Genomic DNA, 12208 nt, shown 5'->3' on the forward strand with positions numbered 1-12208 from the left:
ACCAACACGGACTCCACGCAGTCCAATAGGACATGAAGTCCTATTATCTGGCCGCGCTATCATGCGTCACCGTCCTTATCGGTGCATGGTATGCGTGGCCTTTTCCACGTTTTGAGGTCGATACCGTAGCTGCACGCCCTAACGCCGCTGGTTACAATCGCGATGATTTCGGCATCTGGCAGCCCCACGGTGCCTGTAGCACCCGTGAGGTCATTCTGGAAAGCCAAGCCAGCGATCCCCTTCAGGGGTGCCACGCCCGCAGTGGGTCAATTTATGACCCTTATAGTGGCACCACCATTCCTGCCACCTCACCCATTGAGATCGACCACATCTTTCCCCTCTCCGCGGCCTATGACATGGGTGCTTCCCGGTGGGACCGCGAGACCAAAGTGCGCTTTGGCAACGATCCGCTCAATCTCGTAGCCACCAGCCGCAAGCTCAACCAAGAAAAGTCGGATGCTCTTCCTGCCGAATGGCTTCCGCCGGCCAACCGCTGCGAATATTCTCGCCGCCTCGCAGACATCGCCCGCAAGTACTCGCTTCCGCTCCCTTCCGCGGACGTGCGCGCCATGCAAAGGCAATGTCGGATAGCCCTACTCACCGGAAATTGATTAGGGTAATTGTGACAACTTTCCGCGATTGAAGGGTTCTTTCAATGACTACTTTCCTTGTATTCCTCCACGTGGCCGCAGCTATTCTCTTAATCGGTCCAGTCTGCGTATCTACCTCCAGCTTTCAGACTCAAATGGCGAAGGCAGCACAAGGTGAGCACGCAGCACTAGGCTCCGCCCGCGTTCTGCATAACATAACCAATACCTATGGCTACATTTCCGCTATTGTGCCTATCCTCGGACTCGGCGTATTTCTCTCCGATATCAGCGCCTACAAGTCCGAGGTAAACTTCCACATCGCCATCTTGGTTGCCATCGTCGCGTGGTGCTTGCTCTTCTTCGTCATCATCCCTAAGCAGAAGAAGGCAATGGCCTCCCTCGAGTCAAACGAAACCTTTGACTACGCGGCGGCAAAGAAGCCACTGTCCGCGTTCGGTGGCGTATTTAACCTCCTATGGATCATCTGCCTAATCCTGATGTACGTCCACTTCTAATTGGTCTTCTAGAAGGCCATCTACTCTTCCGGGACAGTTTCTTCGCTGTCCCGTTTCTCGTTTTCCAGCTCTTCTTTCAATCTCTGTGCATCCTCGTGCGCATTGTGCCGACGCCGCTGTGTCGCCTGCGCCACCGTCTGCGCCCACCTCCGATTTTTCGCTGCGAGTGGCCCGCTAGCTTCGTCATAGACCCACGTGGAATCCTCAAAAAGCCAGACTATGTCCCCACACTAATCGGATCCTTTATATAAAACGCCCGCCCATCAGTCTTGATGTTGTGGTGATGTTGGCATAGGCACGCAAGATTGGCCGCCGCCGTAGGCCCTCCTTCGGCAAAGTCGTGTCGATGGTCCATCTGGGAAGCCATTGCTGGTCGCGTGCAGCCGGGCCATCGGCAGGTTCCGTCGAGTCCTTCCACAAAGGCACGGATATGGGGCGGCGTTACGTAGTTTCCACTTTCGTCCTGTGCTGCCTTTTCCATATCGCGGACGGTTGTCGCCCGCGTTTGCATGTCGTCGGCAACCTCTGGCGAGACCCAACCCAAACTTTGAACGAAGGCTGGCGCATCAGGAAGATCGCAGCGGTACATATTGAGCACCACCTTCGCCTTGGCTTCAGCCTTGCCGGTGAGCAGAGCAACTGCCGCTTGGGCCAAGGAAATGTCCTTCTCCGTAGCCACGCTGCGGATATTTCGGTCAATGATTTCGGCGGTTTCTAGGCCCACGTCGAGACAAACTGCGGCCCACTCCCCTCCCGTGGGCTCGAGATTATAGGACTCCTTCCGACGTGGATCGCGCGCGGCGATAGTGGGATCGAGGCGGACAATAAGGTCCCGCAACTTACGCCGCAGGTTGCGATGGGACGGCAATTTTTGGTTGGGGCGCTTGGGAGTGAGGTAGGTGGTTAATTCGGCGTCGATAAGCAGCCGTTTTTCGGCGTCAATCTCCCCCAGCTTGGAAAGTGTCTGGTCGATAGTTATTAAGCGGTCTAAATCTAGGTGGTAGAGCTCTTCCTGCCGCGCTTGAAGGTGTGGTAGCTCTTTTAAGCGCTCAAAGGCGAAGATAATATTTCTAATTCGCGACTGCCGCGTACCGGTAAGGTCCGACAGCGATTGGCTAATGATTTCGATATCATCATCCGGATCTGGATGCAGGCGCCTCCATAACAGGTATTCGGCTTTGCGTATTTTTGTCGCTGCTCGTGAGGTTGAATTTTGTGGATTGGTATTGGCAAAGTAGGGCGCATTCATAGACTTCCCCCGCAGAAGTTTCCTAGAACATATTTTCGCTTTTAGTATACAAAATTACCCCGACACGCTACCCCCGTTTATAGTAAAACTGCTGGTCACAGGGCACGAAAAATGGGCCTCCGAAGAGGCCCATTGAGTCGAAAAATTTAGTCGCGCCAGCGTCCACCGTGCTTGCGTCCACCGCCGTGATCACGGCGTGGTGGTCGGCCGGTGTCCTTTTGAATATTGATGAGCTGGCCGGAAATGCGCGTATCTTTTAGGCGCTTGAGCACAGCTGGATCCAAATTCTTCGGCAGGTCCACCAAGGTGTGGCCTACCGCGATGGTGATGCGGCCAAAGTCCTTGGCGGACAAGCCACCTTCGTTGGCAATGGCGCCAACGATAGCGCCAGGCCGCACATTCTGCCGCTTGCCGACGTCCAACCGGTACGTCTCAAAATCCCCATCGGGTCGCTTCGGACCACGGCCCTTGCCGCCGCCCTTGAAATCACGGTCGCGCTTACGATCGTCACGACGGTCGCGCTTTGGCTTCGGAAGCGGTTTGTCTTCCATCAGGAAGTTCTTTCCGCCTTGCAGCATGACTGCGAGAGCCGCGGCGATATCGTCCATTGCCGCATTATTGTCCTCGGAGTATTTACGCACGAGGGTACGGAAGAAGTCAGCCTGCTTATTGTCCATGGAGTTGGTAATGGACTGCGCGAACTTTTCCTTGCGCTTCTCATTAACCTCGTCGACAGACGGCAGATCCATCTCTTCCAAACGGGCGTTAGTCACGCGCTCGATGGAACGCAGCATGCGCCGCTCGCGCGGAGTGACGAACAAGATGGCTTCGCCAGAGCGTCCCGCGCGGCCGGTGCGGCCGATGCGGTGCACGTAGGACTCGGTGTCGTTAGGGATGTCGAAGTTAACCACGTGGGTGATGCGATCGACGTCGAGGCCACGAGCAGCAACGTCAGTAGCCACGAGGATGTCCAGACGGCCATCCTTGAGCTGATCGACGGTACGCTCGCGCTGCGCCTGTGCAATATCACCGTTGATGGCGGCGGCGCTAAAACCGCGGTCACGCAGGGTCTGGGCTACCTCTTCGGTCTCGTGCTTCGTGCGGCAAAAGACAATGATGGCATCATAATTAATGACCTCAAGGATGCGGGTGAAAGCATCCATCTTCGCGCGATGCGGAATGAGAAGGAAGCGCTGCGTGATGTTGTCATTGGTGCGGCGCTCGGACTTCACCGTGACCTCGGCAGGGTTGTCGAGGTAGCGCTTAGACAGGCGACGGATAGCGTTCGGCATTGTGGCCGAGAAAAGCGCCACCTGCTTGCGGTCCGGGGTATCCTCCAAGATGCGCTCAACGTCTTCCTGGAAGCCCATGTTCAGCATCTCATCGGCCTCATCAAGGACGAGGAACTGCAGCTGAGACAGGTCCAGCGAGCCCTTTTCCAAGTGGTCGATGACACGACCTGGAGTACCCACGATGACCTGCGCACCGCGACGCAGACCGGATAGCTGAATGCCGTAGGCCTGACCGCCGTAGATAGGCAGTACCTCGACGCCCTTGAGGGACTCGGCGAAGGACTGGAAGGAGTCTGCCACCTGCAGGGCCAGCTCGCGGGTGGGCGCGAGCACAAGTGCCTGCGGGTGGCGGGCCTTGGCATCAATTTGCGACAGAACCGGCAGCGCGAAGGCCGCGGTTTTGCCGGTACCGGTCTGGGCGAGGCCGACTACATCGCGGCCTTCCATCAAGATCGGGATGGTTTCTTCTTGAATGGGGGACGGCTTGGTAAAGCCTACTTTCGCAACGGCTTCCAGAATCTTCTCTGGCAGGCCAAGATGTGCGAACCCCTGGGAGTTGTGGTTGGCCGAGTCTTGAGACTCAGCGCCGGTGTCCTCAGAAGTATTCGCAGCCCTGGTGTCCTTGGTGACACCTTGCGAGTTGTCCTGAGATTCCGACTTTTTAAAATCTTCCGGCTCGTTGACGCCGCCGGTGGCGTTATCGGTAATGCTCATTGCTTCACCAACCCTACGCGATTGCAGCTATAAACTCCATTGCGCAGCTCCTAGGCTTTCCTAGCCCAGATTTCCTGCCCTGTTCGAAGCAGTTCGAAAACACCGAAACGTGGTGTCGGGGCGGTCTTCTACTGTGCAGCCTATGAGTCATCCGCGCCCACGATTCCTTGACGACCAAGCACGTATCCGTGCCAAGCTAAGTTCTTATCCAGGGTTCAGCACGGAACTGGACCCGCCGGTAGACCTATATTTGTCCTCGCTGTCTACGGGCCTGATCTATCCCACTAGGCGCAGCCGAAGGCCGCGGAATGGCGAATTTGTACACATAACAGACCGGCGCTTTCATCTAAACCCCGTCTTTCGCATAACCGGGGTGGAGGATAATTTTGAGTTTTATGTGGTAGAGCTAGAGCCAGTGCGCTTTCACTGCACGGAATACGCCGCACGCCCAAAGCTTCTTAGCCTCGGCAGCGTGGTGGACAACGAGAAAACGACCTACTTTCCGGTGGAGTTTGATTTCGCATCCCGGGGCAAGTTTGTGACTTTTAGTGTCGTCGATAAGCCTAAGGTAGGCCACCTATACTCCTGTTTTACTTCACGGCCTCGGCACCCTTTATGCCTGCGCATAGAATCCACCGAGGACGACAATGGGCTGGTGCGTGCCCAGGTGAGCGAGGTCTATAGCGATTTTGAACGCGGAGAAAGAAAAGGACCGCGAAAGGACTATGGTCCCGACAACCTCCCCTACCGGCCACCGGCTATCACCCGCCAGGACGTAGAGCTAGAGCTAGGGCGCTTTCGTCGCCTCTACGACCCAGAGTCGTGGACTGTCCACGGTGCACAAGACGAAGAAACCCTCTTTATGGTGGAAGATCCGGATGGATCGCGCGCAGTCTTTATCGGCAAAAAGGACGCGTGGCTACATATGACAAAAGAAAAAGGCCGCCGGCTATATCAGATAGCGGCGACCTTTCTAGAAGAGCGCTAGGCTCCGGCGATAAAGGTGCGATAGCTCAGCGGCATGCCTGGGCGGTAGGCCAAATGCACGGCGCTGGGGGCGTCGAGCACGTGCAGGTCGGCGGCGGCGCCTTCCACGATGGTGCCCTTAGCGGGTCGGCCCTGCGGGTCGAGACCATTGCCCACGTTGTGGCGGCGCAGAGCGGTCGCCCCGCCGGTGGTCGCGGCGTGGATGGCCTCATCAACGGACAGGTACTGCTGGAGGACCGCGGTGGTCACGCAGTAGTTCATCGAGGAGGTATAGGACGTGCCGGGGTTGAGGTTGGAGGCGATGGCGAGGGTTGCGCCGGCGTCGAGAAGCTTGCGGCCTGGGGCGAGCGGCTCGCGAGTCGAAAGATCGCAAGCCGGCAGCATGGTGGCCACTGTATCGGAATTAGCCAGCAGTTCTACGTCCTCGTCGCTCAAGTGATTGACGTGGTCTACCGAGGCCGCACCCAACTCCACGGCTAGGGCCACGCCTGGGCCTTCGCCCAGCTGGTTGCCATGCACGCGCAGGCCAAGGCCTAGCTTCTTACCGGCTTCCAGTACGCGCCGGGATTGTTCCTCGTTGAAGGCTCCGCGCTCGCAGAAGACGTCGATCCACTGCACATAGGGAGCTACTCCCTCAAGCATCGGGCCAACGACCTCGTCGAGGTAGTCTTCCGCATCTGCCCCTGGCGGCACCAAGTGGGCGCCAAGGAAGGTCACGTCATCTACGTGGCGGGAAGCGACCTTTGCGGCCTCTACCTCGGACTCGGTGTTGAGGCCGTAGCCCGTCTTGGTCTCGAAGGTGGTAGTGCCGCCGCGACGGCCAGCGGCCACGCGATCTGCCACCAGCTTATCCAGGCGGTCGATGCCGGCCTGACGGGTGGCGTCCATGGTTACGGCGATGCCGCCAGCCTCATAGGAGCCGCCGGAGATGCGGGCCTCAAACTCAGCGGAGCGGTCACCGTCGAAGACCATGTGGGTGTGCGAATCGACCCATCCCGGCAGGACGGCGCGGCCACCCAGGTCCACCTTCTCATCGGCGGCCGGCGCTTCGGATGCCGGGCCAATCCAGGAGATGGTGCCGGATTCGGCTACCAGGGCGGCGTCGTTAAGCGTGCCGCGCTCGCTGACCGTACGGAGTTCTGAAATGCCGGTAAAAAGTGTGCTCATCTAGTCCCTTGCCTTGAATTCCATTGGAATGCGGACGCCGCGCTCATCGGCGACCTCCTTTGCGCGAGTGTAGCCGGAATCAACGTGGCGGATAACGCCCATGCCCGGGTCATTGGTCAGCACGGCGCGCAGCTTAGCCGCAGCAAGCTCGGTGCCGTCCGCAACGGTAACCTGGCCGGCGTGGATGGAACGGCCCATGCCTACGCCGCCGCCGTGGTGAAGGGAAACCCAGGTAGCACCGGAAGAAACTGCAGTCATGGCGTTGAGCAGAGGCCAGTCAGCTACAGCGTCGGTGCCATCGAGCATGGCTTCGGTCTCACGGTACGGGGAGGCCACGGAGCCGGAGTCTAGGTGGTCGCGGCCGATGACAATAGGAGCCTTGATCTTGCCCTCGCGCACGAGGTCATTGAAGAGCAGGCCAGCCTTGTGGCGCTCGTTATAGCCGAGCCAGCAAATGCGTGCCGGCAGGCCCTCGAATTCGACGTACTCCTCGGCGGCGTCGAGCCAGTTGTGCAGGTGCTCGTTATCCGGGAAGAGCTCCTTGAGCGCTTGGTCGGTGACCTTGATGTCATCTGGGTCACCGGACAGGGCGGCCCAGCGGAACGGGCCTAGGCCCTCGCAGAAGAGTGGGCGGATATAAGCCGGGACGAAGCCGGGGAATTCGAAAGCGCGCTGGTAGCCGGCCTTGCGAGCCTCATCGCGAATGGAGTTGCCATAGTCAAAGACCTCGGCACCCTCATCTTGGAATTCGACCATGGCCTGGACCTGGGCCGCCATGGACTCACGAGCCTTCTTGGTAAAGGTGGTCGGGTCTGCCTTGGCCTCGTTATGCCAGTCCTCCATGGTGATTTCAGAGGGCAGGTAAGACAATGGATCGTGGGCCGAGGTCTGGTCGGTGACGATGTCCACGGTAAATTCCCCGGCGCGCTGGCGGCGCAGGACCTCTGGGAATACCTCGGCGGCGTTGCCTACCAGGCCTACGGAGAGCGGCTTCTTGTTTTCCTTAGCGTCAAGAACCAGCTTGAGTGCTTCATCTAGGTCGGTGACAACCTCATCGAGGTAGCGCTTATGCTGGCGGCGCTTCAGGCGGGTTTCATCAACGTCGACGATGAGGCAGGCGCCACCGTTAAGGGTGACAGACAGCGGCTGTGCGCCGCCCATGCCGCCGCAGCCGCCGGTCAGGGTGAAGGTGCCGGCCAGGGTGCCGTTGAAGCGCTTCTTGGCCACGGCTGCGAAGGTCTCGAAGGTGCCCTGCAGGATGCCCTGGGTAGCGATGTAGATCCAGGAGCCGGCCGTCATCTGGCCGTACATCATCAGGCCTTCATCCTCGAGCTTGCGGAAGTGCTCCCAGTTAGCCCAGTCTCCCACCAGGTTGGAGTTAGCAATAAGCACGCGCGGTGCCCACTCATTGGTCTTCCAGATGCCCACCGGCTTGCCGGACTGCACCAGCAGGGTTTCATCGGATTCGAGGTCCTTGAGGGATTCTACGATGGCGTCAAAGGCTTCCCAGCTGCGCGCTGCACGACCGGTGCCGCCGTAGACCACGAGGTCCTCGGGGCGCTCGGCAACCTCGGGGTCGAGGTTATTCATGAGCATGCGCAAGGGCGCTTCGGTCTGCCAGGACTTGGCGGACAGTTCGGTTCCGCGCGGGGCGCGTACTTCGCGTGGTTGAGACATGGCTTCCTTTCTTCGTGCTTTTTCGACGCCCTCCCAAGTCCCCTAGGCCGGTGTCCCGGGGCTGTCCCCGAGGACTTGTTCAGCGTCACATGTCATAAAGTACTGTGACCCAGCTCTGTGTACCATGCCACATGCACCCCAACTGTCTCGTATATGAGACACCTGCGGGATGATCTACGATGGCCTGCATGCGCCGGTACATCCCCTTCCTTTCCGTGGCCCTCCTCGCCGCTTGTTCCACCCCCGCCGAGGAGCCGCAGCCACCCCACTATGTCGCGCTGGGGGATTCCTATGCAGCCATGGGATCCACCACGCTGCCGCTCGATCCGCCCAATACCTGCGTGCGCGCTCAGGATTCCTACCCCGAGCTTGCAGCCAAGGAAATGGACGCGGAGCTCACCAATGTAGCCTGCCAGGGCGCTAGCACCCTCGATGTGCTTTCCTCGGCCGGCGAACACCCCGCCCAGGTCGACGCCCTGCGGGAAGACACAGACCTAGTGAGCCTGTCCATCGGCGGCAATGACGCCAGCTTCGTACGCCTTCCCCAATGCGCCACGGATGATATCTGTCAGGCGGAATCCGGCCCGCAGATAGACCTGGAAATCCGCGATCTGCCCCGCCGCCTAGACAAGGTCTACGAGGAGATCCACCGCCGCTCCCCCGCTGCGAAGGTCCTAGCCACCGGCTACCTGCCATTGATTAAGCGTGGCGAGACCTGCCCCTACATTGAAAAAATCCCGGCCAGTGACCGGGAATGGTTGGCACGCTCCATCGAGCGCATCAATCAGGCGGTGCGCGAGGCCGCCGAGCGCAATGGGGCTATATACGTGCTTGCCGACGCCGCCTTAGACCACACCGCCTGCTCCCCCTCACCGTGGGTGGATTTCACGGGCCAGGAGACTAATTCCTTTCCCATGCACCCCACCCACGCGGGTCAGCGGGCTATGGCCGATGCACTACGCGCTGCCCTCTAACCCGGCGCGCGCGGCGTCGTCGGAACCAGGCACGCGCATCTCGAACTTTTCTGTGACCACGGTGTAGTCAAAGTAGCCCATGCGTGCGATGGGCTTGATCTTGAGGATGTCGAGCTTGCCTTCCTCATCGATGACAGATTCATCGATATGGATGGTTTTCACGTCCGCCACCACGAGGTCGATGCTGCCCACCTTAGAATTGCCGGGCACGCGCAGCGTGGTTTTGTACTGGCACTCGAACTTCACTGGCGATTCTTTCACCATGGGAATGTGGTGATTGTCCGCATATTCCTTGGTAACGGAAAGGCGGTCCCACTCGCTGTCGCCATAGTCAAGCACCTGGGCGGATTTATTGACTTCCTCGCGCAGATCATAGGTGGCCATATTCCACACGAACCAGCCGGTTTCCTCCGCGTTAAGCACCGTGTCCTTGCGGCGACCATCCGGGTATTGGTTGGCCGAAAACATCACCATTGGTGGATCGAAAGTGAGGTTTTGCCACTGGCTATAGGGCGCGATGTTTTCGCGGCCCTCACCATCTACGCTGGAAAGCCAACCGATGGGGCGCGGCACTGTGCTCGCTTTAAAAGGGGAAAACGGCAAGGGGTTGGGCTCAGATTGTGGGTGCCAAGAAATGGTCGACATATTAATCACGCAGCTTTCCGGTAGCGTTCTCGACGGCTTCGACAAGCGCACCCTCCTTAACCAGGCGCACGGTCTCCTCGATTTCCGGCGATAGGTAGCGGTCCACACCTGGACCCTTGACGGTCTCGCGCAGCTTGGCGATGACCGCGCCGGTTCCCTTGGCTGGGGTGCCCTCGCGCATGTCAATAGCGCGGGCGGCGGTGAGGATTTCCACGGCAAGTACGCGCTGCAAGCCGTCAACGGCCTTGCGCAGCTTGCGGGCGGCGGACCACCCCATGGACACATGGTCTTCCTGCATGGCAGAGGAAGGAATGGAATCGGCCGAAGATGGGTTGGCAAGGCGCTTCATTTCGCTCACGATGCCGGCTTGGGCATACTGGGCAATCATGTGACCGGAGTCGACACCGGGGTCGTCGGCAAGAAAGGCGTTCAGCCCGCGGTTGCGCGCCGGGTCCAGGAAGCGGTCGGTGCGACGCTCAGAAATGGAGGCGAGGTCCGCAGTGACAATTGCCAGGAAGTCAAGCGCATAGGCCACCGGCGCGCCGTGGAAGTTGCCATTAGAGACCACGCGACCATCCTTGGTCACCACCGGATTATCCACCGCGGCAGCCAGCTCGCGCTCGGCCACCTGGGCGGTGTGGGTCAAGGTATCGCGGAATCCGCCAGCTACCTGCGGGGCGCATCGCACGGAGTAGGCATCCTGCACCTGATTCTTCTTAAACTCCTCGAGCGCGGCCTCCAAGATCTCAGAGCCTTCGGCCACCTGGAGGATATTAGCCGCAGCATCGGCCTGGCCCGGATGCGGGCGCAGCTGCTGCAGGTCATCCGCGAAGACCACGAGGGTACCCAGCAGGCCTTCCACGGTCATGGCGGTGGCAATATCGGCGGTCTTTGCAGCCGCGCGCAGGTCGGTGATGGCCAGGCAGAGCTGTCCCAGCATGCCATCGGTGCCGTTGATAAGCGCTAGGCCTTCCTTCTCGCGCAGCTGCAGCGGCTCGATGCCAGCTGCGGCCAAGGCTTCGCCCGCATCCTGCAGCTCGCCGTTCACGCGCACCTCACCTTCGCCCAACAGGGCCAGCGCACAGTGAGCAAGCGGCGCCAAATCGCCGGAACAGCCCAGCGAGCCATACTCTCGCACCACCGGAACAATGCCGGCATTGAGGGCCTTGGCATACGTTTCCACCACTACGGGGCGCACGCCGGTGCGGTCAGTGCACAAGGTGGACAGGCGCAGCAACATCAGTGCGCGGATGACTTCTTCTTCCACTTCCGGGCCGGTACCCGCAGCGTGCGAACGCACCAGGGAAAGCTGCAGCTGGGCGCGCATCTCCTCTGGGATATGGCGGCGAGCGAGCGCGCCAAAGCCGGTGGAAATGCCATAGACCGGGGTGGGATCTTGTGCTAGTTCTTCCACTCGCTCGCGGGTAGCAGCCACCTCATCTAGGGCTGCAGGCGCAATCTCCACCTGCGCGCCATAGCGGGCAACGGCAACGACATCCTCGATGCTCAGCGCGCCGACATTCACGGTCACGGTGGACGGATAGGCGTTAGGCATGGCAAATCTCCTTGAATAGGATCAATAGTTGAATATGTGTCGCGCGACAGCCCAACGCGATAGGTGTATGCTACCTCACTTTTTGCGATTGCGGTACATTTTGGCCGCGACCTTGTCCGATACCTCCAGCAGAGCCCGAATGGCGGCGTCCACCTTCACATCCGGTGTCCCTACCGGATACGTCACCGCCACCGCCGCCGCCGGACGGTCCAAGTGATCCAAGATAGGCACCGCCACAGAGGCCTGACCGCGGGTAATTTCTTCGATCTCCTGGTCCCACCCGCGTGCAGCCACCAAACTCAAACGTTGTTTCAATGCAGCAAAGCCGCCACCTCCCGCAGTATCAAAGGCGGCGCGCACCTCCGCATCAGGCAGATGCGCCAGCATCACGCGCCCGGACGCCGTCTTATGCGCCTGCAGGCGCACACCCACCTCAGTAACCAAGGAGGTAGCACCCGCCGCACGCACCTCCTGCAAATACAAGATTTCCGAACCAGCCATACGTGACAGGTGCCCCGATCCACCCACCAGCGCCGCACACTGTTCCAAATCCCGAGTGGCCATGCGCACCAAGGGCTGCTGCGTTACATAGGCCGAAGCCATAGAATACGCCGCCAGGCCCAATCCATACGTCTTGTGCTCCGGCAAATGGGCCACAAAACCAGCATCAACCATCTCCGCCAGCAGGTGGTATGTAGACGAGCGCGGCAGGTTGAGCTCACCTTGGATGCGGGAAGCAGATATAGGGACGTCAATGGTGGACAAAAGCTTGAGGATCTCCATCGCGTGACGCGCCGCTGGGACTCTGTTGGTACTCACGCTTAGTGATTGTAGGCAGAGTTT

11 protein-coding genes are annotated in these 12208 nt (G+C 59.6%); 4 read left to right on the top strand and 7 right to left on the bottom strand.

Annotated elements, in window-relative coordinates; translation table 11 throughout:
* Positions 1-32 precede the first annotated feature (32 nt).
* Together MHK05_RS10210 and MHK05_RS10215 are read left to right on the top strand one after the other, a co-directional pair.
* Positions 33-611, top strand: a complete 579-nt coding sequence (locus tag MHK05_RS10210) for an HNH endonuclease family protein (RefSeq protein WP_239206536.1) — start codon at positions 33-35, stop codon at positions 609-611.
* Positions 612-655: 44 nt separating this feature from the next.
* Positions 656-1105, top strand: a complete 450-nt coding sequence (locus tag MHK05_RS10215) for a hypothetical protein (protein ID WP_023021796.1) — start codon at positions 656-658, stop codon at positions 1103-1105.
* A 217-nt stretch (positions 1106-1322) separates the two neighbouring features.
* On the opposite strand, the gene MHK05_RS10220 is transcribed toward MHK05_RS10215, so the two are convergent.
* Both MHK05_RS10220 and MHK05_RS10225 read right to left on the bottom strand, forming a co-directional pair.
* On the bottom strand, positions 1323-2354 hold the full coding sequence (locus tag MHK05_RS10220) for an HNH endonuclease signature motif containing protein (protein WP_239206538.1): 1032 nt from the start codon (positions 2352-2354) through the stop codon (positions 1323-1325).
* A 146-nt stretch (positions 2355-2500) separates the two neighbouring features.
* Complete coding sequence (locus tag MHK05_RS10225) at positions 2501-4360, bottom strand: DEAD/DEAH box helicase (protein WP_239206540.1); 1860 nt, start codon at positions 4358-4360, stop codon at positions 2501-2503.
* 373 nt (positions 4361-4733) lie between these two features.
* Here MHK05_RS10225 and MHK05_RS10230 point away from each other — a divergent pair, with 373 nt between their 5' ends.
* Positions 4734-5348 (top strand): hypothetical protein, encoded by a 615-nt coding sequence (locus tag MHK05_RS10230; protein WP_239206542.1) that lies wholly within the window; start codon positions 4734-4736, stop codon positions 5346-5348.
* Here the strand turns inward: MHK05_RS10230 and hutI are convergent.
* Together hutI and hutU are read right to left on the bottom strand one after the other, a co-directional pair.
* Entirely contained in the window at positions 5345-6514 is a 1170-nt protein-coding gene (gene hutI, locus MHK05_RS10235; protein ID WP_239206544.1) for an imidazolonepropionase, read from the bottom strand. The two genes, MHK05_RS10230 and hutI, sit on opposite strands and share 4 nt — an antisense overlap.
* The gene (hutU, locus tag MHK05_RS10240; protein ID WP_239206546.1) at positions 6515-8191 is read right to left on the bottom strand and encodes a urocanate hydratase; all 1677 of its coding nucleotides are present in this window, start codon (positions 8189-8191) and stop codon (positions 6515-6517) included.
* Positions 8192-8379: 188 nt separating this feature from the next.
* Between hutU and MHK05_RS10245 the strand changes: the two genes are divergently transcribed.
* Complete coding sequence (locus MHK05_RS10245; RefSeq protein ID WP_239206548.1) at positions 8380-9165, top strand: SGNH/GDSL hydrolase family protein; 786 nt, start codon at positions 8380-8382, stop codon at positions 9163-9165.
* Here MHK05_RS10245 and MHK05_RS10250 read toward each other — a convergent pair.
* The 3 genes from MHK05_RS10250 to MHK05_RS10260 form a co-directional block, all read right to left on the bottom strand.
* Complete coding sequence (locus MHK05_RS10250) at positions 9148-9738, bottom strand: flavin reductase family protein (protein ID WP_239206550.1); 591 nt, start codon at positions 9736-9738, stop codon at positions 9148-9150. The genes MHK05_RS10245 and MHK05_RS10250 overlap by 18 nt on opposite strands.
* 73 nt (positions 9739-9811) lie before the next feature.
* Positions 9812-11365, bottom strand: a complete 1554-nt coding sequence (hutH, locus tag MHK05_RS10255; RefSeq protein ID WP_239206552.1) for a histidine ammonia-lyase — start codon at positions 11363-11365, stop codon at positions 9812-9814.
* A gap of 75 nt (positions 11366-11440) precedes the next feature.
* Positions 11441-12148 carry an IclR family transcriptional regulator gene (locus MHK05_RS10260; protein WP_239206578.1) on the bottom strand — a complete coding sequence of 236 codons (708 nt, stop codon included), beginning with the start codon at positions 12146-12148 and terminating at the stop codon, positions 11441-11443.
* Positions 12149-12208 lie beyond the last annotated feature (60 nt).

It is taken from the genome of Corynebacterium nasorum, assembly GCF_022347325.1.
GTDB lineage: Bacteria > Actinomycetota > Actinomycetes > Mycobacteriales > Mycobacteriaceae > Corynebacterium > Corynebacterium kefirresidentii.